Below are 23,809 nucleotides of genomic sequence, written 5' to 3' on the forward strand. Positions count from 1 at the left end.
AGGACGACACGACATGAACAAGACCAGAAGTCTGCTGCAGGCCGGTGTACTGGGCCTGTCCCTGCTGGCGACCAGCGTCATGGCTGCGGTATCCGCCGACGAGGCGGCCAAGCTGGGTAGCACCCTGACCCCGATGGGCGCCGAAAAGGCCGGCAACGCCGATGGCTCGATCGGCCCATGGGAGCCGTTGTCGAAAAGCGCTGGCAGCGCTGACGGCAGGGGCTTCCTGTCCGACCCGTACGGCAGTGAAAAGCCGCTGTTCACCATCACCGCGCAGAATGCCGACCAGTACAAGGACAAACTCTCGCCGGGCCAGCTGGCCATGCTCAAGCGCTACCCGGATACCTTCAAGATCCCGGTATACAAGACCCATCGTGGTTCCACGGTACCGGCTGACGTGTTCGCCGCCATCAAGGAAAACGCCACCAAGACTACCTTGGTCGAAGGCGGCAACGGCCTGAACAACTTCCGCACCGCCGTGCCGTTCCCGATCCCGAAAAGCGGCCTGGAGGTGATCTGGAACCATATCACCCGCTACCGCGGTGGCAGCGTCAGCCGCCTGGTGACCCAGGCCACCCCACAGCAGAATGGCTCGTTCAACCCGGTGTACTTCTCCGACCAGTTCGTCTTCCGCGAAAGGATGAAGGACTACGACCCGAACAACCCGGGCAACATCCTGTTCTACTTCAAGCAGGAGGTGACCGCGCCTGCACGCCTGGCCGGGACCGTGCTGCTGGTGCACGAAACCCTCGACCAGGTGAAGGAACCACGCAAGGCGTGGATCTACAACGCTGGTCAGCGCCGCGTGCGTCAGGCGCCGCAGGTGTCGTATGACGGCCCGGGTACTGCCGCCGACGGCCTGCGTACGTCGGACAACCTGGACATGTTCAACGGCGCGCCAGACCGCTATGACTGGAAGCTCGAAGGCAAGAAGGAGCTGTACATCGCTTCCAACGCCTTCAAGCTGGACGACCCCAAGCTCAAGTACACCGACATCATCAAGGCCGGGCACATCAACCAGGACCTGGCCCGTTACGAGCTGCGCCGCGTATGGCACGTGGTCGCGACGTTGAAGCCGGGCCAGCGGCACATCTACGCCAAGCGTGACTTCTACATCGACGAAGACACCTGGCAGGCAGCGGTGATCGACCAGTACGACGGCCGTGGCCAGCTGTGGCGGGTGTCCGAGGCCCATGCCCAGCCGTACTACAACGTGGACGTGCCGTGGTACACCCTGGAGGCGATCTACGACCTGCAGTCCGGCCGTTACCTGGCCCTGGGCATGAAGAACGAAGAGAAACGCGCCTACGACTTCGGCTTCAGCGCCAGCAAGGCGGACTTCCAGCCAGCGGCATTGCGCCAGTCGGGTATTCGCTAGGCATTGTGCTACCGCGAAACGCCCCGGCTTGTCCGGGGCGTTTGCATTTGCGGTCCCGGCGGCTTCGCGAGCACGCTCGCCAAGCCGCAAACCGGCAATAAACCTGCTGAATACCTCACCAAACCCCCGCCCCAGCCAATGTCCATCAGCCTTGTTGCTTTTTGTCGTAGTCTTTTCCGAGCCAACTGCGCCCATCATCTTCAAATGCGCAGCGTTACCGGCTAGTCTCGCAAGCATCCATACCGCCGTAGTCTTCCAAACAGAACGAGCCGGCCATGACAGATCTGTCCCGTACGCATGGATTCGCCAGCCAGGCCCTGGGCCTGCTGGACGGGCGTTTCTTCCGGCCGCCCTTGCCGGACGGCCATGTACCGCGCCTGCGCCTGTGCCAGCGGCTGCAAGCCGGCCTCGGCGGGCGGCTGCTGCTGGTCAATGCGCCTGCGGGGTTCGGCAAAAGCTCGCTGGCCATCGAATTCTGCGAAGCACTACCCGAGCACTGGCGCAGCCTGTGGCTGGGCCTGAGCCAACGCGATGCCGACCCTGGCCGCTTCCTCGAGCGCCTGCTCGAAGGCCTGCAGCAGTATTGCCCGGCGCTGGGCGGCCAGGCCATGGGCCTGCTGAAGATGCGCCAGCGCCACCAGCCGTTCGCCTTCGAGGAATGGCTCGATGGCCTGCTCGACGAGCTGGCGCTGTACCTGCAAACCGATACGCCGTTGTTGCTGGTGCTGGATGACTATCACCTGGCCCAAGGGCCGGTGCTCGACCGTTGCCTGCAGTTCTTCCTCAATCACCAGCCGCCCGGCCTGGTGCTGCTGGTCACCAGCCGCCAGCGCCCGGACTGGCACCTGGCGCGCCTGCGCCTATCGCGGCAACTGGTCGAACTCAATGAGCAGGACCTGCGCCTGACCGCCGAAGAGTCACTGGCGGTGATCGGCCGCCAACCCACCGGCCTGCGTGGCCAGGCGCTGGACAACCTGATCCAGCGCAGCGACGGCTGGGTGGCCGGGTTGCGCTTCTGGCAGTTGGCGGCCAGCGAGTCGGCTGAGGAACAGGCCTTGCCCCAGGCGTTGCATGGCGGCGAAGGCTTGATCCGCGATTACCTGCTGGAAGAAGTCATCGACAGGCTACCGGCCGACGTGCAGGCCTTCCTGTACGACACGGCCTGCCAGGAACGCTTCTGTGCCCCGCTGTGCGATGCCGTGCGTGGTCGTCACGACAGTGCCGCAATCCTGCGCTTCCTGCAGGCGCACCAGGTGTTCCTGGTGCCGCTGGACGAACATGGCCACTGGTTTCGCTACCATCACCTGTTCTCCGACCTGTTGCGCAGCCGCCAGGCCAGCGAGCCGCTGGCAGGGCTGCAGTTGCGCGCCTGCCGTTGGTTCGAGAGCCAGGGCCTGCTGGACGAGGCGGTGGAACAGGCGCTGCGGGCCGGCCACCTCGACGTCGCCGCCAACCTGGTACAGAGCCTGTCCGAGGAGCAATTGCTGGCCGAACAGAACGTCGGCATGCTGCTGCGCTGGAAAATGGACCTGCCCGACAGCCTGCTGATCAGCACACCGCGGTTGATCGTGCTGTACAGCTGGGCGTTGGGCCTGGCCTGCCAATTGGACGCGGCAGAGGAGCTGGCGGGTTACCTGAGCCGCTTCCTGCCCGCGCCTTCGGCGACTGCGCAGAAGTCCATGCTGGCGCAGTGGCTGGCGCTCAGCGGCGTGATCGCCCGTGGCCGTGGCGACCGTGAGCGCACCCTGGCCTATTGCGGCGAGGCGCTGCAAAGCCTGCCGAGCAAGCGTTATGGTCAGCGCCTGGTGTGCCTGTCGACATTGTCCAACCTGGCGATCGCCGATGGTGATTTCTGGCGCGCCCGTGGCTGGAACCGCGAGGCCCTGGAGTTGGCGCAGCGCGTCGGCAACCCATTGTTCGAAGCCCTGGCCCACTACGACCGCGCACGGGTGCTGCACGCCCGCGGCGAGGTGCTGCGTGCGCTGGACGAGGTGCGCCAGGGCCTGCAACGCCTGCAAGGGCTCTCGGCGCAGCGCCTGTATGCCGTGCGCGCGCGCCTGACGCTGTACGAGGGCTACCTGCTTGTCTCGCGCCTGCAGCCGGCCCAGGGCCGTGCACGTTTGCGTGCGGGGCTGGGCGAGGCGCGCGCCTGTCGCGATATCAGCGTGCTCATCGGCCACTGCGTGATTGCCACGCTGGATGGCCGCGACGGGCAGTTTGCCGAGGCCTTTGCCGAACTGGCCGAGGCCGAACGGCTGATGCATATCTGGGATGTGCCGCCGGTCTACTACCTGGCCATGATCACCCTGGTCAAATGCGAGCTGTGGCTGGCCCAGGGGCGCATGGACCTGGCCGAGTCCTGGCTGCTGCGCCTGGGCCAGACCTATGGCGGCGAGCAGCCGGCGGCGGCGCCCGAGTTCCACCCGTTGCTGCCGTTGCACATTGCCTTGCAACAAGCGTTGCTGGACCGCACCCAGTCGCGTCGCGACGAAGCCGAGCAACGCCTGGCCGGCCTGGTCGAGCGCGGCCAGGCCAGTGGCGGCATGCTGCTGACCGTCAATGCCCTGTGCCAGTGGCTTGCCTTGCTGCTGGGCGAAGGCCGCGAAGGGCAGGCCGCCCAGCTGCTGCCCAGGCTGCTGGAAGCCGCCCACGGCGGCGTGCTGCAACCGTTCCAGCCACTGTTGGAACAACATCCGCAATGGCTTCACGAACAGCTGCAGGCAACCGCCGCCAGCCCGGTACAGGCCGAGCTGCTCAAGCGCCTGCCGCCGATGCCCAACGCCGGGAACAACAGCAGCGAAGCGCTGAGCAGCCGCGAATTGGCGGTGCTCGAACTGATTGCCCAGGGTTGTTCCAACCAGCAGATCAGCGAGCGGTTGTTCATTTCCCTGCACACGGTGAAGACCCACGCCAGTCATATCAACAGCAAGCTCGGCGTCGAACGGCGCACCCAGGCAGTGGCCAAGGCCAAATCGCTGGGGCTGCTGGCCTGATACTGGCCGTGTCGGGTATTGCCCGCTAAAGTCGTGACCGAGGCCCGGGTTATCGGCCGTCCAATGCTCTATCCTCATCTTTCCCGGCCAGCTGCCGATACAGCTAGCGGTGGCATCGCTTCGCGCGATTTTTCAATTATTCCAAGGCAGGTCGTGTTGATGCTGCAGTACGGGCAAAAGAGCTTTCTGATCGTCGACGACTTTACCGACTTTCGCACGTCGACCCGTTCCATGTTGCGTGAGCTGGGTGTGCGTGACGTGGACACCGCCGACAGCGGCGAGCAGGCGTTGCGCATGTGCGCGCAGAAGCGCTATGACGTGATTCTGCAGGATTTCCACCTGGGCGACGGCAAGAAGAACGGCCAGCAGGTGCTCGAAGACCTGATCCTCGACAAGCACATCAGCCATGAGTGCATATTCATCATGGTCACGGCCGAGAGCAGCCAGGCCATTGTCCTCAGCGCCATCGAGCACGAGCCCGACGCCTACCTGACCAAGCCCTTCAACCGGGTTGGCCTAGCCCAGCGCGTGGAGAAGCTGTACCAGCGCAAGAACCTGCTGAAGCCGATCCTGCAGGCCCTGGACCGCAATCGGCCGGCCGAAGTGCTGGCGGCCTGCGCCGAGCTGTGCAAGCGCGACCCACGCCTGGCGCCGCTGTGCCTGCGCTATCGGGCCGATGCCTTGCGCAATCTCAGCCGCTTCGAGGAACTGGAGAAGTTTCTCAAGGCCATTCTCGCCAGCCGCCCACAGCCATGGGTGTACGCGGCACTGGGCAGCCTGATGCACAAGCGTGGCCAGAATGCCCAGGCCCAAGGCGTGTACGAGCAGGCGCTCAAGGCCTTCCCGATCATGCCGAGCCTGTACGATGGCATGGCCGAAGTGCTGGTGGCCCAGGGCGAAACCAGGCGTGCGCAGAACATGCTGGAAGAAGCCGTGCGGCTGTCGCCGTTGTCGGTGCGCCGCCAGTCGACGCTGGGCAAGCTGGCGTTGGAAAACGAAGACTTCGAGAGCGCCTCGAAAGCGTTTCGCCATGCCGTCAGCCAGGGCCAGAGTTCACGCTACAAGGATGCCGAGAACAATCTCGGCCTGGTGCAGGCGCTGATGAGCAAGAATGCCGGTTTTGGCCTGGATGCGCGCACCCGGGTCGAGATCAACGCCACGCTCAGCGAGGTGGCCAAGGAAAACCCGGAAGACCAGGGGTTGCAAGTGCGCGCGCGGATGATGAAGGCCGCCAGCCTGCAACAGGCCGGTGACCCGGAAACGGCGGCCAAGCTGACCGAACAGGCGATCCAGCGCCTGGACAAGATGAACCAGTTCTTCTCGGTCGATTCGGCCCTGACCGTCGCCGCGCAATTGCAGGCCATGGGGCAGGAAGCCGCCGCCATCGGTGTGCTGAGGGGCTGTGTGGAAAGTTACGGCGACGACCCCAAGGTCATGGAGAAGGTGGGCAAGCTGACCGACGACCCGAGCGTGCTCAATGCCATTACCGAAGCGGTCACCCTCAACCGTCAGGGCGTGCGCAGTTACCAGGGCGGGCAGCTCGGCGAGGCGCTGCAGCTGTTCCGCAAGGCGCTGGGGTTGCAGCCGAAGAACATCAGCATCGCCCTGAATACTGCCCAGGCGCTGCTGCGCATCGGCGGTGACAACCCGCAGGCGGCAATCATGCAGGAGTGTCGCGACGCCCTGACCAGCGTGGCCGGTATCCCTGCCAGCGACAACCGTTACGACCGTTACCGCAAATTGCATATCCGGGTGTTCGGCGCATGAATCAAGACAACCAGGGGCTGGATTTTTCCACGGTGATCGCCTCCACCGTGCACGACCTGAAGAATTCCCTGTCAGCGCTGATCCAGTCCCACAACCAGTGGATGGAGCGCTTGCCCGAGGAGCTGCGCGGGGGGACCGAGCAGGGTGTGATGGAGCATGAGTTTCGCCACCTCAACGGCATGCTGGTGCAGCTGCTGGGGCTGTACAAGCTGGGTGTCAACCAGCTGCCGGTGTGCCCGGACTACCACGAACTGGACGACTTCATCGAGGCCCAGCTGGCTGCCCACGAGGAAGTGCTCAGGCACAAGGACATCCTCGCCACCTGGCGCATCGACACTGACAACCCACTGGGCTTCTTCGACCGCGAACTGGTGGCCTCGGTGGTCGCCAACGTCATCACCAACGCCACCCGTTTTGCCGCGCATGCCTTGCTGATCACCATCGAGGAAGCGGACAACCAGCTGGCCATTTGTGTCAACGATGACGGCCCCGGTTATCCACAGCGCATGCTCGAACGCCAGGAAGAGTTCATCCAGGGCATCGATTCGAACAGCGGCAGCACCGGCCTCGGCCTGTATTTCGCCGCGCGTATCGCGGCGTTGCATGAAAGTGGCGGGGTGCGCGGGCGCATCGAGATCGCCAATGGCGGAGCGCTTGGAGGGGGGCTGTTCAAACTGTTTTTGCCTTGAAACGGGCAGGATTGCAGTGCGAAGTTCTTGCGAATTTGTCATGCTCGATGCACTGGCACGTGTGCAAACGCTCTTCGGCTAACCGGTCCTCATACTCCCATGCAAAATCCATCGTCAGCGCTTATTCGCGAAACCTTCCCTGTCGGCCCCTTGCAATGTAACTGCACCCTGATTGGCGACCCGCTGAGCAAGAAAGCCATCGTCGTCGACCCGGGCGGTGATCCGGAGAAGATTATTGCCCGCCTGCAGGCCCATGGCCTGACCCTGGTGAGCATCATTCACACCCACGCGCACTTCGATCACTTCCTGGCGTCCGGCAAGCTCAAGGAGCTGACCGGCGCGACCCTGCACCTGCACAAGGACGACCAGGTGCTGTGGGACAACCTGGAAATGCAATGCCAGATGTTCGGCGTGCCCTACACCCCGGTACCCGCGCCTGACCGCTGGCTGGGTGACGACGAAGAGCTGGCCTGCGGTTGTGGCGTAGCCCTGCATACACCAGGCCACACCCCCGGCTCGATGAGTTTCTGGTTTGCCGATGCCAAGCTGCTGATCGCCGGGGATACCCTGTTCCGCCGTGGCATCGGCCGCACCGATTTGTGGGGCGGCGACCAGCGGGCTATCGTGCGTTCGATCAAGGAGCGGCTGTACCGGCTGGATGAACAAGCCATCGTGGTGACTGGCCATGGGCCCGATACCCGGCTGGGTGACGAGATGCGTGAAAACCCCTTCGTACGTGCGTGATGGCACATGAAGGCACTTTCATGGAATTTTTCGTTGCCTGTGCAATCCAAGGCTGGCATAGATCCGTTCGTGATCTGTCGCATTCATGAATTCAGTAGGAGCTTGTCCATGTTCACCATGCGTCGTCTGATTATCGTCGCAACCGCCGCTGCCCTGATGACTGGCTGTGCCGGTCAGAACCCTTATGACAGCCAGGGCCAGGCGCAGGGCTCCACAGGGATGAGCAAGACGGCCAAATATGGCGGCCTGGGTGCGCTGGCCGGTGCCATTGCCGGTGCCGCCATCGACCACAACAACCGCGGCAAGGGTGCGCTGATCGGCGCCGCTGCCGTGGGTGCCGCTGCAGCCGGTTACGGCTACTACGCCGACAAGCAGGAAGCCGAGCTGCGCGCGCAAATGGCCAACACCGGTGTGGAGGTGCAGCGCCAGGGTGACCAGATCAAGCTGATCATGCCGGGTAACATCACCTTCGCCACCGACTCGGCCAACATCGCGCCAAGCTTCTACTCGCCGCTGAACAACCTGGCCAGCTCGTTCAAGCAGTTCAACCAGAACACCATCGAAGTGGTCGGCTTCACCGACAGCACCGGCAGCCGCCAGCACAACATGGACCTGTCCCAGCGTCGCGCGCAGGCGGTCAGCACCTACCTGACTTCGCAGGGTGTCGACGCCTCGCGTATTTCGGTACGTGGCATGGGCCCGGACCAGCCGATCGCCAGCAACGCCGATGCCAATGGCCGTGCACAGAACCGTCGGGTGGAAGTGAACCTGAAGCCGATTCCGGGTCAGCAGTATGACCAGCAGGGCCAGGTCCAGCAGTATCCCTGATCGATCAGAGTGACTTTGGGAGAGCAGGTTCACCCGCGAACAGCGGATAGCCGGTGCCAAACACCGCGTCGCGTTGTTCGCGGGTGAACCCGCTCCCACAGGGGCTGCAGAACAGCCCCGGTTTCTAGCCCGTCACGCTGGCCTGAATCGCCGTAAGGGCGATGGTGTGCACGATATCGTCTACCTGGGCCCCACGCGGCAAGTCGTTCACCGGCTTGCGCAGCCCCTGCAGCATGGGCCCCAGGCTGACGCCGTCGGTGCTGCGCTGCACCGCCTTGTGCGTGGTGTTGCCGGTATTCAGGTCGGGGAACACGAATACCGTGGCACGCCCGGCCACCGGGCTGTCTGGCGCCAGCTCCCGGGCAATCGCCGGGTTGGCTGCGGCGTCATACTGCAACGGCCCGTCGATCAGCAGCGTCTCTGTCGCAGCCTGCGCCAGGCGAGTCGCTTCGCGCACTTTCTCGACTTCTTCATCGCTGGCCGAATCGCTTGAATAACTGATCATCGCCACCCGCGGCGCGATACCGAAGGCCTGCGCCGATTCGGCGCTCTGCCGGGCGATTTCGGCCAGTTCGGCAGCGCTCGGGTGCGGGTTCATCACGCAATCGCCGTATACCAGCACCTGTTCGGGGAACAACATGAAGAACACCGACGACACCAGGCTCGAGCCCGGCGCAGTCTTGATCAGCTGCAGGGCTGGGCGGATGGTGTTGGCGGTGGAGTGCACCAGGCCGGATACCAGGCCATCCACTTCATCCAGCGCCAGCATCATGGTACCGATCACCACCGGGTCTTCCAGCTGCTGCTCGGCCATCGGCGCGTTGAGGTTCTTGCTCCTGCGCAGCTCGACCATCGGCTCCACGTAGCGCCCGCGAATCAGCTCGGGGTCAAGGACTTCCAGGCCCGGTGGCAGGGCGATGCCCTGGGCGCGGGCGACCGCGTCGACATCCTCGGGCTTGGCCAGCAGCACGCAGCGGGCGATGCCTCGGGCCTGGCAGATGGCCGCCGCCTGTACCAGCAGCGGCTCGGCGCCTTCCGGCAGGACGATACGCTTGTTGGCCTGCTGCGCGCGCTGGATCAGCTGGTAGCGGAACACCGCCGGTGACAGGCGTAGTTCGCGCGGGGTACCGCAACGCTGGTGCAGCCAGGCTGCGTCGAGGTGGCTGGCGACGAAATCGGTGATGAACTCGGCGCGCTCGCGGTCGTCCACCGGGATTTCCCGGTTCAGCGAGTTGAGCTGGTTGGCGGTGTCGTACGAACCGGTACTGACCGACAGGATCGGCAGGCCGGCCTGCAGGGCGCCACGACACAGGCCCAGGATGCGCGCGTCAGGCTTGCTGTCGCTGGTCAGCAGCAGGCCGGCCAGCGGTACGCCGTTGATCGCCGCGAGGCTGACGGCGAGGATGATGTCGTCGCGGTCGCCCGGGGTCACCACCAGCGTGCCCGAAGTCAGCAGCGGCACCGTGTTGGCCACGGTGCGTGCGCAGATGATGATCTTGCTCATGCGCCGCTGCTCGTAGTCACCGGCGTTGAGTACCTGGGCACCGAGCAGTTCGGCCACGTCGCGGGTGCGCGGGGCGTTCAGTTCCGGTTGGTAGGGGATGCAACCGAGCAGGCGGAAGTCGTCGCCGCGCAGTAGCGGCGAGTGCTCGCGCAGGCGCGCGGAAAACTCCGCCATGCTTTCGTCGGTGCGCACCTTGTTGAGGACCACCCCGAGCACTTTCGGGTCACGCGGGCCGCCAAACAGCTGCGCCTGCAGTTCCACCCGACCAGACAGCTCGCTGAGTACTTCGTTTTCCGGCGCCGAGACCAAAATCACCTCGGCATCCAGGCTCTTGGCCAGGTGCAGGTTGACCCGCGCCGCATAGCTGGCGTGGCGCGTAGGCACCATGCCTTCGACCACTACCACGTCGTTGCCGATGCAAGCTTGCTGGTACAGACGGATGATTTCCTCGAGCAGTTCGTCCAGCTGGCCTTCGCCGAGCATGCGCTCGACGTGGGCCAGGCTCAGCGGTACCGGGGGCTTGATGCCGTGGGTGCGGGCGACCAGTTCGGTGGAGCGTTCGGGGCCGGTATCACCGGGGTGGGGCTGGGCGATCGGCTTGAAGAAGCCGACCTTCAGGCCGGCGCGTTCCAGGGTGCGTACCAGGCCGAGGCTGATGGAGGTCAGGCCGACACCGAAGTCGGTCGGCGCAATGAAAAATGTCTGCATGCGTGCTTCTCGAAATAAGCGGTGCAAGAAATTAACGGCCAAGGGTAGCGCTATCGGCCCCCTGTGCGCACCAGCCGCAAGCGAAAGGCTGGCCGATGCGTTGCGCGCGCTGGGCCGGGTCCAGCACCCAGGGGCGTGCCTGCCACGGCGGCTGGTGGCGCAGATGCTGGGTATGGCCGCAGGACAGTTCGGCCACCCAGTGGCCTTCCTCATCCTGGTGGAAGCCGGTGATCCGACTGATGGGCCGCTGCTCATCCGCAGTGCGGTCGCAATCGGACGATGGCTTGGTTACACTTGTCCGCTCTACATTCTTTTGCAAAAGGTCTTGCCCCATGCTGATCGCCGCCAACAAGGCTGTCTCCATCGACTATACCCTGACCAACGACGCCGGGGAGACCATCGACAGCTCCGCCGGTGGCGCGCCGCTGGTTTACCTGCACGGTGCCGGCAACATCATCCCAGGCCTGGAAAAGGCCCTGGAAGGCAAGCAGGCCGGTGACGAGCTGAACGTTTCCGTCGAGCCGGAAGATGCCTACGGTGAATACCTGGCCGAGCTGGTCAGCACCCTGAACCGCAGCCTGTTCGAAGGCGTCGACGAGCTGGAAGTGGGCATGCAGTTCCACGCTTCGGCGCCGGATGGCCAGATGCAGATCGTCACTATCCGCGACATCGACGGCGATGACATCACTGTTGACGGCAACCACCCGCTGGCCGGCCAGCGCCTGACCTTCCAGGTCAAGGTAGTCAACGTGCGTGACGCCAGCGACGAAGAAATCGCTCACCGTCACATCCACGGTGAAGGTGGCCATCACCACTGATTTTCTGCGCTAAGCTCAGAAAGTCGCCAGGCGCTCGGGCAAGCCGATTTGCCTTCCTTCGGGAGGTGGACGGCTTGGACGAGCGCCTTTTTAGTGGGCGGAATTCGCCTGCGCGGCAACCGGCAACCTGAGAGGGATTCATCATGAGTGCATTTCACGACCTGAAACTGGACGCGCTGAACGGCGGGGAGCTGCCTCTCGCACCCTTCAAGGGCCAAGTGGTGCTGGTGGTCAATGTTGCTTCCAAGTGTGGCCTGACGCCGCAATACAAAGCCTTGGAAAACCTCTACCAGGACTACAAGGACAAGGGCTTCAACGTGCTTGGCCTGCCGTGCAACCAGTTTGCCGGCCAGGAACCGGGCAGTGAAAAGGAAATCCAGGAGTTCTGCAGCCTCAACTATGGTGTGAGCTTCCCGCTGGGAGCCAAGCTGGAAGTCAACGGGCCACATCGCCATTCGCTGTATCGCCTGCTGGCCGGCGAGGGCGCCGAGTTCCCCGGCGACATCACTTGGAACTTCGAGAAATTCCTGGTTGGCAAGGACGGTCGGGTGCTGGCGCGCTTCTCGCCGCGCACGGCACCGGATGACCCTGCAGTGGTGCAGGCCATCGAGAAAGCCTTGGCCTGAAGCGCCTGACGCGATGCATGCAGGGTGGCTTGTGTCGTGACCGGGCCGCAAAGTGCGAGGGGCTGCTCTGCAGCCCGGTCGCGACACAAGGCCGCTACTACACGGATCGCGTAGAGCCCAGCCTCGAAGCTGGTGAACTCGCAGCCTGGTTCCGGGCTGCATGGAGATACCCCTCGAACTGCTCGACAATCGCCGGCCAGCCCTGGCGGCTGGCGTGCTGCCGCGCGTTCAGGCGCACCCGACGCAAGGTTTCCGCTTCTTCCAGCAGCCAGCAGGCGGCATCGACGAATGCCGCCGGGTCCCCCGGCATGGCCAGTGCACCGCTGTGGCCATGGCGGATATGCTGCGCTGCGGCCGCCTCGTCATAGGCGACCACCGCCAACCCCGAGGCCATGGCTTCGAGCACCACATTGCCAAAGGTCTCGGTCAGGCTCGGGAACAGGAACAGGTCACCGCTGGCATAGTGCTCGGCCAGCAGCTCGCCGCGCTGGGCGCCGCAGAACACGGCCTCGGGCAGCTGCTGGCGGAGGGCGGTGCGTTGCGGGCCATCGCCCACCAGTATCAGGCGCAGGCGTTGGTGTGGATAAGCCTTCTGCAGGGCATCAAGGCAGGGGCGCAGTAGGCCCAGGTTCTTTTCCACTGCCAACCGGCCGACATGCAGCACGGCGATATCGTCCGGGCCAAGTCCCCAGCTGTCGCGCAATGCCTGGCTGCGCCGCGCCGGGTTGAACAGGCAGGCATCAACGCCGCGGGCCAACAGCGCCAGGCGTTCGAAACCACGGCGTTCAAGCTCCAGGCGTTGGCTGAGGCTGGGAACCAGGGTGATGGCTGTACGCCGATGGAACCAGCGCAGGTAATGGGTGAGCAAGCGCGTCAGCAGGCCCAGCCCGTACTGGCCGGAATACTGCGGGAAATTGGTATGAAAGCCGCTCACCACTGCCACGCCAAGGCGGCGGGCGGCGCGCAGGGCGCTGAGCCCCAGCGGCCCCTCGGTGGCGATGTACAGCACGTCCGGGCGTTGCCGGCGCCAATGCCGCAACAGTTTGTGCATCGATACCTCGCCCCACTGCAAGCCAGGGTAGCCAGGCAGTGGCCAGCCACGGCACAGCATCAGCTCAGGGTCGTCGTACAGCGGCCCTTCACCGGCCTGGCGCGGGCGCACCACCTCGACCTTGTGGCCGCGCTGGCGCAGCCCCTCGCTGAGGCGGCCAAGGGTGTTGGCCACGCCGTTGATTTCGGGTGGGAAGGTTTCGCTGACCAGGGTAATGCGTAGGGCGGGTGTATTCATGACAAAAAGTTTCCGCCTGCCAGGTTGCGCCAATGTGACCGCTGCGTGACGTCCAGATGACGCCTGCTCGCTGACGCCTTTCGCTTTGTGAAATTTTCCTTTCAGGGCGCTCAAGAAGGCTTCACGAGCAGCCGATGAAGAAGCATTCGACGACCTGATGCGCTCCGGGAGAGCGGTGATGTTCAACAACAAGCTCAAGCAAGAAATCCGCCAGTTGCGTGAAGACCTGATGTCCATCGAACAGGTCAAGAGTAGTCTCGACAACGAGATGTTGGTGCTGCAACTCGACCCCCAGGGGCGCATCGAGATGGTCAACGGCAATTTCGAAAGCGAAATGCTTTACCGTGCCGATCAACTGCTTGGTCGCAATATCGAGGAAATTGTCCCGGCACACGTGAAGTCACTGGATTTCTACCAGCGCATGAAAGGCGCAATCGGCCGCGGTGAACACCTCAACGGCGCCTTCCGTCTGCTGCGTGGCAATGGCCAGGAAGCCTGGTTGCGCTCGATCCTGCAGCCAGTCAAGAACAGTGACGGGCGTATCAAGTATTTCACGCTGCACTCCAGCGACCTTACCCGTACCATCGAGACCTCGCGCGAGCATGAAAGCCTGATCAAGGCGTTGATGCGCTCGACCGCGGTGATCGAGTTCGACCTCGATGGCACCATCCTCACGGCCAACGAACGGTTCCTGGCCACCGTCGGCTATCGCCTGGAACAGATCCGTGGCAAGCATCACCGCATGTTCTGCGAGCCGGAGGAGGTCAATTCGGCGGGCTACCAGGCTTTCTGGGAAAAGCTGCGCCGCGGCGAGTACATTGCCGATCGCTTCAAGCGCATCGATGCCCACGGGCGGGTGATCTGGCTGGAAGCTTCGTACAACCCGATCTTCGACGCCCACGACGTGCTTTACAAAGTGGTCAAGTTCGCCACCGTGATCACTGACCAGGTCAACCAGGAGCTGGCGGTGGCCGAGGCGGCGGACGTGGCCTTCAACACCTCGGTAGGCACGGACGCCAGTGCGCGCAAGGCCACCGAAGTGGTCACCCAGACCGTCAGCGTGATGCGCGGCCTGGAAGCCTCGATGCAAGAAGCGGCCGAAGGCATCCAGGCGCTGGACACTCAATCGCGGGTGATCGGCTCGATCATCAAGACCATCAGCGACATTGCCGGGCAGACCAACCTGCTGGCGCTGAACGCGGCCATCGAGGCGGCCCGCGCTGGCGAGCAGGGCCGTGGCTTTGCCGTGGTCGCCGATGAAGTACGCCAGCTGGCTTCGCGCACCAGCACCGCCACCGAGGAGATCGCCCGGGTGGTACAGCAGAACGAGCAGCTGGCCCAGGCGGCGGTAGCCATCATCGATACCAGCAAGCGCCAGGCCGAGCAGGGGCTGGCGCTGGCAGATGAAACCGGGGGGGTGATTGTCGAGATCCAGGAAGGCGCGAAGCGGGTGGTGGACGTGGTAGGGCAGTTCTCCAGCCGGTTGGGGCAGTGAAGCCTGTGGGAGCGGGAGAAGCCGTTCCCACAGGGCGGCGTTACATCGTGATCAGTTGCGCTCCCGCACCCAGAACAACGTGGCGCCGGCCACCGCCGCCGGCATCATCAGCACGTTCACCAGCGGGATCATCAGCGCCAGGTAGGTGATGCCGCCAAAGCCCAGCGACTGCCAGCGCTTCTGCCGCAGCCAGGCGAGCATGTCCTGCCAGCTCATCTTGTTGTTGTCCGCCGGGTAGTCGATGTACTGGATCGCCATCATCCAGACCCCGAAGATCAGCCACAGCGGCGCGGCCACCACGTTGACCACCGGGACCAGCGACAGGATGAACAGGCCGATGGCCCGTGGCAGGAAGTAGCCCAGCTTGCGCATTTCGCGGCCGAACGTGCGTGGCACCATGGCGACCAGCTCGCCCCAGCTGAAGGCCGGGAAGTTGTCCTGGCCGCGCAGCACCACCTCGACCTTTTCCGCCAGGAAGCCATTGAACGGCGCGGCAATGATGTTGGCCACCAGGGTGAAGGTGAAGAACACCATCAGTACCACCAGGGCGACGAACAGCGGCCAGAGGATGTAGGTGAGGAAACTCAGCCAGCTCGGCAGAGTGGGCATCAAAGCGTCCACCCACAGGCTGAACTGATGGCCGGCGAAGTAGATCAGGCCACCGAACAGCAGCAGGTTGACCGCCAGTGGCAGCAGTACGAACAACCGCAGGTTGGGGCTCAGCACCAGTTTCAGGCCTTCGCGCAGGTACTGGGGGCCGGACAGGACAGGGGCTTGCATCGGGAGACTCCGCAGAGAAGGTAAACGCGATGACCTTACCGAGTTTGCCGCGCCGACGAAAGGCGGGCAGCGGCAGGGAAACGGGGTGTAACAAAAGGGCCAGCCCATGGCTATCCGAACAATTCGGTGGATAGGCGATGCCTATGAGGTGGATTGTCTAAGGATATTTCCTTAATCTTTGCCACCTCGCTACAGTGCGTTCAACTTTCCGCTTTTCGGGCCTGCGCGTTGTAGCCTTCCCCAAGTGCTGCGTGGGTCCTTTTTAAATTCCAGCTGGCGCAACCGGCGCACAAGATGCCGGCCCATGCGGCCCGCTCGACAGGAGTTCGACATGTCTGAAGTACGTCATTCGCGCGTCATCATTCTCGGTTCCGGCCCTGCCGGTTACAGCGCCGCGGTGTACGCCGCCCGGGCCAACCTCAAGCCGTTGCTGATCACCGGCATGCAGGCCGGCGGCCAGCTGACCACCACCACCGAAGTCGACAACTGGCCGGGCGACCCCCATGGCCTGACCGGCCCGGCACTGATGCAGCGCATGCAGGAGCACGCCGAGCGTTTTGAAACCGAGATCGTCTTCGACCACATCAACGCTGTCGACCTGGCCAACAAGCCCTTCACCCTGCAGGGTGACAGCGGCAAGTACACCTGCGATGCGCTGATCATCGCCACCGGCGCCAGCGCCCGCTACCTGGGCCTGCCGTCTGAAGAAGCGTTCATGGGCAAAGGTGTTTCGGCCTGCGCCACCTGCGACGGCTTCTTCTACCGCAACAAGCCGGTTGCCGTGGTTGGCGGCGGCAACACTGCCGTAGAAGAGGCGCTGTACCTGGCCAACATCGCCAGCAAGGTGACCCTGGTGCACCGTCGCGATACCTTCCGTGCCGAGAAGATCCTGGTCGACAAGCTGCATGCACGTGTTGCCGAAGGCAAGATCGAGCTCAAGCTCAACGCCACCTTGGATGAAGTCCTGGGTGACAACATGGGTGTGACCGGTGCGCGCCTGAAGAACAACGATGGCAGCAGCGACGAAATCAAGGTCGACGGCGTGTTCATCGCCATCGGCCACACCCCGAACACCTCGCTGTTCGAAGGCCAGCTGACCCTGAAGGACGGCTACCTGGTGGTCAACGGTGGCCGTGAAGGCAACGCCACCGCCACCAACGTCGAGGGCGTGTTCGCCGCCGGTGACGTGGCTGACCACGTTTACCGTCAGGCCATCACCTCGGCCGGTGCCGGTTGCATGGCGGCGCTGGACGTCGAGCGCTACCTGGATGGTCTGGCCAACGCCTCGTTCTGATCCGGGAATGCCTGGGCCGCTTTGCGGCCCATCGCGACACAAGGCCATTCCTACAGAATGGCTACGCCCCGGATGTCGCATAAAAAACCGGCCAGAGGCCGGTTTTTTTATTGCCTGCAATTTGATTACAGGCTCAGTCGCATCGACAGGTCCACCGCCTTCACATCCTTGGTCATGGCACCAATCGAGATGTAGTCCACCCCGGTTTCGGCAATCACGCGCAACGTCTGCTCGTTGACCCCGCCGCTGGCCTCGAGCTTGGCCTTGCCGGCAGTAATGCGCACTGCTTCGCGCATTTCCTCGAGGTTCAGCTCGTCGAGCATGATGATGTCCGCACCGGCGGCCAGCGCCTGGCGCAGTTCGTCCAGGCTTTCCACTTCGATTTCCACCGGTTTGCCCGGTGCAATACGGTGCGCGGCTGCCACTGCCTCGGCCACGCCGCCACTGGCGGCAATGTGGTTTTCCTTGATCAGGAAGGCGTCGTACAAGCCGATGCGGTGGTTGTCGCAGCCGCCACAGGTGACGGCATACTTCTGCGCCAGGCGCAGGCCGGGCAAGGTCTTGCGGGTATCCAGCAGGCGGACCTGGGTGCCTTGCACCAGGTCGGCGAGGAAGCGGGCACGGGTGGCGACCCCCGACAGCAACTGCAGGAAGTTCAGCGCACTGCGCTCACCGCTGAGCAGCGAGCGTGCCGGGCCTTCCAGGTGGAACAACGCCTGGTTGGCCGTGGCGCGTTCTCCATCGGCTACCTGCCAATGCACCGCCACGCGCGGGTCGAGTTGGCGAAACACCGCGTCGACCCAGGCGGTGCCGGCAATCACGCAGTCTTCCCGGGTGATGATGGTCGCCTTGGCCAGGCGCTCGGCCGGGATCAGCTGCGCGGTTATATCGCCACTGCCGATGTCTTCCAACAGTGCGCGGCGCACGTTGGCTTCGATTTCAGCGGTCAGGTCGGCGAGGCGTAGGTTCGGCATGGTCGGCTCCACAAGCTAGATGCCCGCGATTATAGGGCAGGGGGCTTGTGTGTACAGCCGCCCTGGCAGCGACCTTTGGTCGGTGGCATTGAGCAAACAAGGCAAATCAGGGTCATTAGCCAACGAGTGAAACGGCGCTGGCAGCGATACGGATTTTTGCCGATAATGGCGACCAGTATTTGGCGTCATAGCTTTGACGATCTCCAGCCCCTCCGGGCGAGACACCCTGCAAGGAGTCCAGGATGCAAAAAGAAGGCAAGGTGGTGCCCTTGGTGGCAACCATCGATCGAGGCGGGCGTACGCCTCTGCCTTGCCTTCCGGTATTGCTGCTGCAGGTGCGCGACAAGGCGGCCTTGCAATTGCGCCAGGGGCTGCAGGACCTGTTCGACAACGCTGACGATACCCTTTTCGAGATGGCCGACAAGGCGTTCGACCGCGGTGAGCAGAACCTCTATTTCGAGGCCATGCGCGACCTGCGCCTGAAGCGCAAGAGCATCGAGCGTGGCTTTCTCGACACCTTCTACGATGCCTATGCGCGTATGGGCCAGGTCGACCCGCTGGCACACCTGGGTGAGCCCGGCGACTTGCGCAGCAAGGCCCAGGCAGAGCGCGCCGCCGCGATCGAAGGCATGGTCGCGCGGGTATTGTCGCGTGACGGCATCGCCCTGCAGCAACTGGGCCTGCGCTTGCAGGCACTGCTCGACCGCCCCCTGTACGAGCAGCACAACCCGCTGGGGCCTGCCGCCTTGTGTGGCTACTTCCTCGAGGCAGGACGTAACCTGGGGGTTGGCCTGCGGGTGAAGCTGGTGCTGCTCAAACTGTTCGAGCGCTACGTACTGCGCGATGCCGACATCATCTATGGCGAGGCCAACCAGTTGCTGGCAGCTGCGGGCGTACTGCCCGAGCTGCCCCCGGCCCCGCGTCGTCGCGCCGAGGACCGGCGCATGCGGGCCCGACGTGGGGCGGCGAAGCTGGGCCAGGAAGTCGGCGCGGACGCGGCAGGGCAGGCCTTCTTCGCCTCGCTGCAAACCCTGCTGGCGCCGCTGCGCGGGCAGTTCGCGCCGCGCCTGCAGGCCGTGGCCACGGCGCAGCCGATCAGCACCGCCGACCTGCTGCGCCTGCTGTCGCATTTGCAGCACTACGTGCCGGCTACCCACGAAGATGAGGATTTCGAACTCGGCCAGCAGCTTGAACAGTTGCTGTTGCGGGTCAGCGTGCGCAGCGGCACCCGTCGGCGCATCGAGGTGGCCGACGAGGACATGATCAACCTGGTAGGGCTGCTGTTCGCGTTCATCCGCAACGACGACAACTTGCCAGCCAGCCTGCGCGCGTTGATCGCGCGCCTGCATATTCCGCTGCTGAAAGTCGCCCTGCTGGACAAGGGGCTGTTCAGCCGTGCCAGTCATCCGGCCCGGCGGCTGCTCAACGAGATCGCCGGCGCAGCCATTGGCTGGGAATGCACCGGCACCAGCCTGCGCGACAGCCTGCACTTGCGGGTGGAGCGGACCATCCAGCGCCTGCTCAATGATTTTGCCGAAGACACCAGCCTGTTCGCCGAGTTGCTTGAAGACTTCCTGGCCTTCAACCAGGACGAGCGTCGGCGCAACGAGCTGCTCGAACAACGCACCCGCGATGCGGAAGAAGGCCGTGCCCGAGCCCAGCAGGCCAGGCAACAGGTGCAGCTAGCGCTCAACCAGCGTCTGCGCGGCCAGGTGTGGCCGCAGGTGGTGGTACAGATGCTGGTGCAGTCGTGGAGCCAGGTACTGCTACTGGCCTGGCTCAAGCAGGGCGCGGCTTCCCAGGCCTGGCGCGACGCGTTGCAGACCATGGACACGCTGCTGGCCAGTATCACCCCGCCACAGGAGCCACAAGCCTTGCTGCAGAAGGTGCCGGGCCTGCTCAAGGCATTGCGCGATGGCCTGGCCAGCGTGGCTCTGGACTCGGCTGCGACCCGCGAATTCTTCCTGCAACTGGAACAATTGCACCTGCGGGCCTGTGCAGGTACAAACGGGCAGCCTGGTGGGGAGGACCAACGCCTGGGTGAAGTGCTGGTGGCCGAGGACATCGTGTTGGCCATTGCCGAAGAACCTGCCTGCGCACCGTTGCACATTGCCCATGGCCAGGCCGCTGCGTTGCGCCAGGTGCAGCGCCTGCGCATCGGTACCTGGGTCGAGGTGCTCGACGAGGATGAGCCGCTGCGGTGCAAGCTGGTGGCGCGCGTCGACAGCAGCGACAGGCTGGTGTTTTCCAACCGCACCGGCATGAAAGTGCGGGAGTGGAACGCCGCCAGCCTGGCCCAGGCATTGCACCGGGGCGAGGTGCGCGTGCTGGACGACGGCTTGCTGTTCGAGCGTGCGCTGGAGGCGGTGCTCGACGAGCTGCGCCAGGCACGGGGCCTGTAGGCGTAAACACTACAATCATTCACATGCAAACGGCCTTGGCCGCAGGGCATACTGGTGCTCTGTTCACGGCACTTTCAGGATTCGCCTCATGCAATTGGACCGTGCCACTGGCTGGTTCCACGGAAACGGAATCACCCACTGCCCCTCGCCGAACTTCAATGCCCGCCCCGAAGGCGAATCGATTTCCTTGCTGGTGATCCACAACATCAGCCTACCCCCGGCCTGTTTCGGCACCGGCAAGGTCCAGCAGTTCTTCCAGAACCGCCTGGACCCTGACGAGCACCCCTATTTCGCCAGCATCAACCACCTGACCGTGTCGGCACACCTGTTCGTCGAGCGCGACGGTGCGGTGACCCAGTTCGTGTCCTTGCTCGAGCGTGCCTGGCATGCCGGCGTGTCGTGCTTCGACGGGCGCGAAGGCTGCAACGACTTCTCCATCGGTATCGAGCTGGAGGGCACCGACGACCTGCCCTACACCGATGCCCAGTACGCGGTGCTGGAGCAACTTACCCGGCATATCCGCCGCGCCTGGCCGGCCATCGGCCTGGACCGCATCCAGGGCCATTGCGACATTGCCCCGCAACGCAAGAGCGACCCTGGCCCGGCCTTCGACTGGCCGCGTTACCGCGCAGCGCTGCTGCACAACGAGGACAAGGCATGAGTTTTCTGGTGTTGTTGCTGGCGCTGTGGGTCGAAAAGTTCTCGGCCTTGCGTCATCAGGTACAGCGTGACGGGTTCTTCATCGGCGAACTGGTGCGCCTGGAGCGTAGCGGCAAGGTACACCCGTGGTGGACGCTGGCCATTCTGGTGCTGGCCCCAGTCGCGTTGCTGGTGTTGCTGTTGCACGTGCTGGACCCTGTGGCCTATGGCCTGCTGGCCTTGCCGGTGCACCTGCTGGTGCTGATATACAGCCTGGGCCGCGGCGATGCCAAGGCATCGCTGGGGCCGTTCCGCGATGCCTGGCGCAGGGGCGATGACCAGGCTGCGTTGCACGTGGCAGAGCGCGACCTGGGGCTGGCCGCCGACGATCCACGCAGCCTGCTGGTGAGCGTTCAGGGCAACCTGTTGTGGCAGGTGTACCAAGGCTTTTTCGCGGTGATCTTCTGGTACTTCGTGCTCGGCCCGGGTGCAGCGCTGGCCTACCGCCTGCTGGCGCTGTGTGGTGAGCACAGCAGGCAGCCGGCGCTGAAGGCACGTGCCGAGCAGCTACGGCATGCCATGGACTGGCTGCCGGTGCGGGTTCTGGCGTTGAGCTTTGCCTTGGTGGGCAATTTCGTCGCGGTAACGCGGGTGATGCTGCATGAATTGCTGAACTGGCACATCAGCGCCGCGCACCTGGTGGCTCGGGTGGGACGCATTGCCGATGACATTCCCGAGGAAGAAGACGACCAGCGTGGGTTGGGGCGCTTGGACAGCCTGTGGGAATTGCTGCTGCGCTGTGCAGTGCTGTGGTATGCCGGGTTTGCCCTGTGGACGGTACTGGCCTGAAGCCAGACGCGTCCCTTTGCAGGAGCGTGAAATCCCGGGACAGGGGCGATTCAGCGGCTACCAGCCAAACATCTCGCACGCATTGCGGCTGCTGGCTTCTGCCAGCTCGCTGACGTCCACCTCCATTACCTCTGCCAGCACCGTGGCAATCTCCGGCAGGTGCTCCGGGCTGTTGCGCTCTCCCGGGTACATCACCGGGGCCATGTCCGGTGCATCGGTTTCCAGCACCACGCTGTCCAGCGGTAGGCGCGCCAGGGTCTTGCGCAGCCGCAGCGCCTGCGGCCAGGTACCGGCTCCGCCCAGCCCAAGCCGGAAGCCCAGCTTGATGTATTCCCGGGCTTCTTCGTAACTGCCGGCAAAGGCATGAATCACCCCCGCCCGCGCCGGCTTGTAGCGCTTGAGCGTGGCGATCATCTGGGCGTGGCTGCGGCGCACATGCAGCAGGGCAGGCAGCTCCAAGTCGCAGGCCATTTGCAGTTGCGCTTCGAACAGCTCCTGCTGGCGCGCCTTGTCCAGGCCTTCGAGGTAATAGTCCAGGCCGAATTCGCCCACGGCACAGAGCTTGGGGTGGCCGCGCAGGCGCTCCAGCCACTCGCGCAATTGCGCCAGGTGCTCCGGGCGATGTTGGTCGAGGTAGATCGGGTGCAGGCCGAGCGCGGCGAACAGGCGCTGATCGCTGCAAGCCAGGTCCCACACGCGTTGGAAATTGGCCTGATACACCCCCAGTACCACCATTCGCTCCACCCCGCGCGCCGCCGCATTGGCCAGCAGACGCGGGCGGTCGGCGTCGAAATCGGGAAAATCGAGGTGGGTGTGGGTGTCGATCAGGCGCATGTTCAGGCCGCTGTGATGCGTTGCTTGAAGGTTCGACCGACCGCGTGCACACCAGGTTCGTAACGTTTTTCCTCGATGGCAGCCAGTGCCAGTTCCAGGGCGGTGGCGGCAATCAGGCCATGTTGTTGGGCCATGGCGTTCACTGGCAGCGGCAGGAAATCGAGCAACTGGTTGTCGCCAAAGGTACCCAGCTGCAGCTGGCGGGAGTCGGCCGGGCGCGCCTGCAGGGTGTCGAACACCCCTTGCAGCAGCACGTACGAGGTGGTCACCAGGGCGTCCGGCAGGCCGCCGAGGTCGTCGATCAGCTGTTGCATCAGGCGCTGGCCGCATTCTCGGCTGAATGCTTCGCCCTGGTAGCGGCGAACTTCGCCGGCATAACCTTGCAGGGCTTCGTCGAAGCCGCCGGCACGGGCCTGGCTGACCGACAGCTCCGGCCGAGCGCCGATCAGGGCGATACTGCGCGGGCTGGTGGCGAGCAGGCTGGCGGCCAGCTGGCGGCTGGCATCGCGGTCGTCGCTGATGACCGAACAGAAGTGCGCCGGGTCCAGGCGGCGATCGATGGCGATCACCGGCAAGCCTTTCTCCTGCAGCTCGCGGTAGCTGTCGTCTCCCGGGGGCAGGCAACTGGCGACGAACAGGGCGTCGCACCGGCGTGCGCGGAACAGCTGCTGCAACTGGCGCTCGCTGTCAGGCTGGTCGTCGCTGCTGGCGATCAGCAACTGGTAGCCACGGGCGCGGGCGCCTTGTTCGAGCTGCTTGGCGATGCGGGCGTAGCTGGGGTTCTCCAGATCGGGGAGAATGAAGCCCAGGGTGCGGGTGTGCCGGCTGCGCAAGCCAGCGGCCTGCGGGTTGGGGGTGAAGCCATGGGCCTCGACCACCGCACGTACCCGCTCGACGGTGCTGTTGCTGATGCGCTGTTGTTCGGCCTTGCCATTGATGACGTAGCTGGCAGTGGTCACGGACACACCGGCCAGACGGGCGATATCGCTGAGTTTCACCGAATTTTCCTTGTTATTACCGGGGCTGGCTGTGAAGCCTGACCGGGTAGTTTGACCCGGCAGCGGCGCCACGCGCAGACGACCATTGTCGCAATTGTCCGACAGGATGGGGCTTTTTCCCCGGCAGATTATCGAGTAACGTGGCCGTCTGGTCAGGTTAAACGTTTCAGCTGCCGAATTTTCTGCCTCGGCTGCCATCCG

At 64.2% G+C, this 23,809-nt stretch carries 19 protein-coding genes and 2 pseudogenes; 14 read left to right on the forward strand and 7 right to left on the reverse strand.

The annotated features are described in order from the left end of the window. Positions 1–13: 13 nt before the first annotated feature. The 6 genes from QSV36_RS19900 to QSV36_RS19925 all read left to right on the forward strand — a co-directional run bounded on the left by QSV36_RS19900 (position 14) and on the right by QSV36_RS19925 (position 8,399). Entirely contained in the window at positions 14–1,378 is a 1,365-nt protein-coding gene (locus tag QSV36_RS19900; RefSeq protein ID WP_289133853.1) for a DUF1329 domain-containing protein, read from the forward strand. 275 nt (positions 1,379–1,653) lie between these two features. Further along, complete coding sequence (locus tag QSV36_RS19905; RefSeq protein ID WP_289133854.1) at positions 1,654–4,371, forward strand: winged helix-turn-helix domain-containing protein; 2,718 nt, start codon at positions 1,654–1,656, stop codon at positions 4,369–4,371. A 159-nt stretch (positions 4,372–4,530) separates the two neighbouring features. Further along, the gene (locus QSV36_RS19910; RefSeq protein ID WP_289133855.1) at positions 4,531–6,138 is read left to right on the forward strand and encodes a tetratricopeptide repeat-containing response regulator; all 1,608 of its coding nucleotides are present in this window, start codon (positions 4,531–4,533) and stop codon (positions 6,136–6,138) included. Next, positions 6,135–6,827 (forward strand): sensor histidine kinase, encoded by a 693-nt coding sequence (locus QSV36_RS19915; protein ID WP_225780434.1) that lies wholly within the window; start codon positions 6,135–6,137, stop codon positions 6,825–6,827. Before QSV36_RS19910 ends, QSV36_RS19915 begins: the two co-directional genes overlap by 4 nt. Before the next feature lie 99 nt (positions 6,828–6,926). Then, on the forward strand, positions 6,927–7,571 hold the full coding sequence (locus QSV36_RS19920; RefSeq protein ID WP_289133856.1) for an MBL fold metallo-hydrolase: 645 nt from the start codon (positions 6,927–6,929) through the stop codon (positions 7,569–7,571). Positions 7,572–7,679: 108 nt separating this feature from the next. Next, a complete protein-coding gene (locus tag QSV36_RS19925) occupies positions 7,680–8,399 on the forward strand; it encodes a YiaD family glycine zipper/OmpA-like lipoprotein (RefSeq protein WP_225780436.1) in 720 nt (239 codons plus the stop codon). 124 nt (positions 8,400–8,523) lie between these two features. Here the strand turns inward: QSV36_RS19925 and pta are convergent, their stop codons facing one another. Both pta and QSV36_RS19935 read right to left on the reverse strand, forming a co-directional pair. Next, entirely contained in the window at positions 8,524–10,611 is a 2,088-nt protein-coding gene (gene pta / locus QSV36_RS19930) for a phosphate acetyltransferase (RefSeq protein ID WP_289133857.1), read from the reverse strand. Between the two features lie 31 nt (positions 10,612–10,642). After that, positions 10,643–10,945: a DUF3565 domain-containing protein gene (locus tag QSV36_RS19935; RefSeq protein WP_289133858.1), complete on the reverse strand. Its 303-nt coding sequence runs from the start codon at positions 10,943–10,945 to the stop codon at positions 10,643–10,645. On the opposite strand from QSV36_RS19935, the gene QSV36_RS19940 reads away from it, so the two are divergent. After that, a complete protein-coding gene (locus QSV36_RS19940) occupies positions 10,944–11,429 on the forward strand; it encodes an FKBP-type peptidyl-prolyl cis-trans isomerase (protein WP_170028289.1) in 486 nt (161 codons plus the stop codon). The genes QSV36_RS19935 and QSV36_RS19940 overlap by 2 nt on opposite strands. Before the next feature lie 143 nt (positions 11,430–11,572). Next, complete coding sequence (locus QSV36_RS19945; RefSeq protein WP_170028290.1) at positions 11,573–12,055, forward strand: glutathione peroxidase; 483 nt, start codon at positions 11,573–11,575, stop codon at positions 12,053–12,055. Between the two features lie 97 nt (positions 12,056–12,152). On the opposite strand, the gene QSV36_RS19950 is transcribed toward QSV36_RS19945, so the two are convergent. Then, positions 12,153–13,343 carry a glycosyltransferase family 4 protein gene (locus tag QSV36_RS19950; protein WP_289133859.1) on the reverse strand — a complete coding sequence of 397 codons (1,191 nt, stop codon included), beginning with the start codon at positions 13,341–13,343 and terminating at the stop codon, positions 12,153–12,155. Positions 13,344–13,650: 307 nt separating this feature from the next. On the opposite strand from QSV36_RS19950, the pseudogene QSV36_RS26145 reads away from it, so the two are divergent. Together QSV36_RS26145 and QSV36_RS26150 are read left to right on the forward strand one after the other, a co-directional pair. Then, positions 13,651–14,244, forward strand: a pseudogene (locus QSV36_RS26145) (PAS domain-containing protein); the annotation flags it as partial. Positions 14,245–14,418: 174 nt separating this feature from the next. Further along, a pseudogene (locus QSV36_RS26150) lies at positions 14,419–14,838 on the forward strand (methyl-accepting chemotaxis protein); the annotation flags it as partial. Between the two features lie 51 nt (positions 14,839–14,889). Here the strand turns inward: QSV36_RS26150 and cysZ are convergent. Then, entirely contained in the window at positions 14,890–15,618 is a 729-nt protein-coding gene (cysZ, locus tag QSV36_RS19960; RefSeq protein WP_289133861.1) for a sulfate transporter CysZ, read from the reverse strand. Between the two features lie 331 nt (positions 15,619–15,949). Between cysZ and trxB the strand changes: the two genes are divergently transcribed. Next, positions 15,950–16,912, forward strand: a complete 963-nt coding sequence (gene trxB, locus QSV36_RS19965) for a thioredoxin-disulfide reductase (protein ID WP_170028294.1) — start codon at positions 15,950–15,952, stop codon at positions 16,910–16,912. 125 nt (positions 16,913–17,037) lie between these two features. On the opposite strand, the gene nadC is transcribed toward trxB, so the two are convergent. Continuing rightward, positions 17,038–17,886 carry a carboxylating nicotinate-nucleotide diphosphorylase gene (gene nadC, locus QSV36_RS19970; RefSeq protein ID WP_170028295.1) on the reverse strand — a complete coding sequence of 283 codons (849 nt, stop codon included), beginning with the start codon at positions 17,884–17,886 and terminating at the stop codon, positions 17,038–17,040. Between the two features lie 242 nt (positions 17,887–18,128). Here nadC and QSV36_RS19975 point away from each other — a divergent pair, with 242 nt between their 5' ends. The 3 genes from QSV36_RS19975 to ampE all read left to right on the forward strand — a co-directional run bounded on the left by QSV36_RS19975 (position 18,129) and on the right by ampE (position 21,776). Continuing rightward, entirely contained in the window at positions 18,129–20,288 is a 2,160-nt protein-coding gene (locus QSV36_RS19975; protein WP_289133862.1) for a DUF1631 domain-containing protein, read from the forward strand. 88 nt (positions 20,289–20,376) lie between these two features. Further along, positions 20,377–20,949 (forward strand): 1,6-anhydro-N-acetylmuramyl-L-alanine amidase AmpD, encoded by a 573-nt coding sequence (gene ampD, locus QSV36_RS19980; RefSeq protein WP_289133863.1) that lies wholly within the window; start codon positions 20,377–20,379, stop codon positions 20,947–20,949. After that, positions 20,946–21,776, forward strand: a complete 831-nt coding sequence (gene ampE / locus QSV36_RS19985; RefSeq protein ID WP_289133864.1) for a regulatory signaling modulator protein AmpE — start codon at positions 20,946–20,948, stop codon at positions 21,774–21,776. Before ampD ends, ampE begins: the two co-directional genes overlap by 4 nt. Positions 21,777–21,833: 57 nt before the next feature. On the opposite strand, the gene QSV36_RS19990 is transcribed toward ampE, so the two are convergent. After that, a complete protein-coding gene (locus QSV36_RS19990; protein ID WP_289133865.1) occupies positions 21,834–22,610 on the reverse strand; it encodes a TatD family hydrolase in 777 nt (258 codons plus the stop codon). A 2-nt stretch (positions 22,611–22,612) separates the two neighbouring features. After that, positions 22,613–23,608 (reverse strand): catabolite repressor/activator, encoded by a 996-nt coding sequence (gene cra / locus QSV36_RS19995; protein WP_225780446.1) that lies wholly within the window; start codon positions 23,606–23,608, stop codon positions 22,613–22,615. Positions 23,609–23,809: the final 201 nt, after the last annotated feature.

The sequence above is a fragment of the Pseudomonas sp. BCRC 81390 genome, from assembly GCF_030341915.1.
Lineage (GTDB): Bacteria > Pseudomonadota > Gammaproteobacteria > Pseudomonadales > Pseudomonadaceae > Aquipseudomonas.

Bases quoted from the DNA above. Each gene is read 5' to 3' on its own strand.
- QSV36_RS19935 (WP_289133858.1), bottom strand. From the start codon at position 10,945: ATGGGGCAAGACCTTTTGCAAAAGAATGTAGAGCGGACAAGTGTAACC.
- QSV36_RS19940 (WP_170028289.1), top strand. From the start codon at position 10,944: ATGCTGATCGCCGCCAACAAGGCTGTCTCCATCGACTATACCCTGACC.
- QSV36_RS19910 (WP_289133855.1), top strand. From the start codon at position 4,531: ATGCTGCAGTACGGGCAAAAGAGCTTTCTGATCGTCGACGACTTTACC.
- QSV36_RS19945 (WP_170028290.1), top strand. From the start codon at position 11,573: ATGAGTGCATTTCACGACCTGAAACTGGACGCGCTGAACGGCGGGGAG.
- QSV36_RS19915 (WP_225780434.1), top strand. From the start codon at position 6,135: ATGAATCAAGACAACCAGGGGCTGGATTTTTCCACGGTGATCGCCTCC.
- trxB (WP_170028294.1), top strand. From the start codon at position 15,950: ATGTCTGAAGTACGTCATTCGCGCGTCATCATTCTCGGTTCCGGCCCT.
- pta (WP_289133857.1), bottom strand. From the start codon at position 10,611: ATGCAGACATTTTTCATTGCGCCGACCGACTTCGGTGTCGGCCTGACC.
- QSV36_RS19920 (WP_289133856.1), top strand. From the start codon at position 6,927: ATGCAAAATCCATCGTCAGCGCTTATTCGCGAAACCTTCCCTGTCGGC.
- ampD (WP_289133863.1), top strand. From the start codon at position 20,377: ATGCAATTGGACCGTGCCACTGGCTGGTTCCACGGAAACGGAATCACC.
- QSV36_RS19990 (WP_289133865.1), bottom strand. From the start codon at position 22,610: ATGCGCCTGATCGACACCCACACCCACCTCGATTTTCCCGATTTCGAC.
- QSV36_RS19905 (WP_289133854.1), top strand. From the start codon at position 1,654: ATGACAGATCTGTCCCGTACGCATGGATTCGCCAGCCAGGCCCTGGGC.
- QSV36_RS19925 (WP_225780436.1), top strand. From the start codon at position 7,680: ATGTTCACCATGCGTCGTCTGATTATCGTCGCAACCGCCGCTGCCCTG.
- cysZ (WP_289133861.1), bottom strand. From the start codon at position 15,618: ATGCAAGCCCCTGTCCTGTCCGGCCCCCAGTACCTGCGCGAAGGCCTG.
- ampE (WP_289133864.1), top strand. From the start codon at position 20,946: ATGAGTTTTCTGGTGTTGTTGCTGGCGCTGTGGGTCGAAAAGTTCTCG.
- QSV36_RS19900 (WP_289133853.1), top strand. From the start codon at position 14: ATGAACAAGACCAGAAGTCTGCTGCAGGCCGGTGTACTGGGCCTGTCC.
- nadC (WP_170028295.1), bottom strand. From the start codon at position 17,886: ATGCCGAACCTACGCCTCGCCGACCTGACCGCTGAAATCGAAGCCAAC.
- QSV36_RS19975 (WP_289133862.1), top strand. From the start codon at position 18,129: ATGCAAAAAGAAGGCAAGGTGGTGCCCTTGGTGGCAACCATCGATCGA.
- QSV36_RS19950 (WP_289133859.1), bottom strand. From the start codon at position 13,343: ATGAATACACCCGCCCTACGCATTACCCTGGTCAGCGAAACCTTCCCA.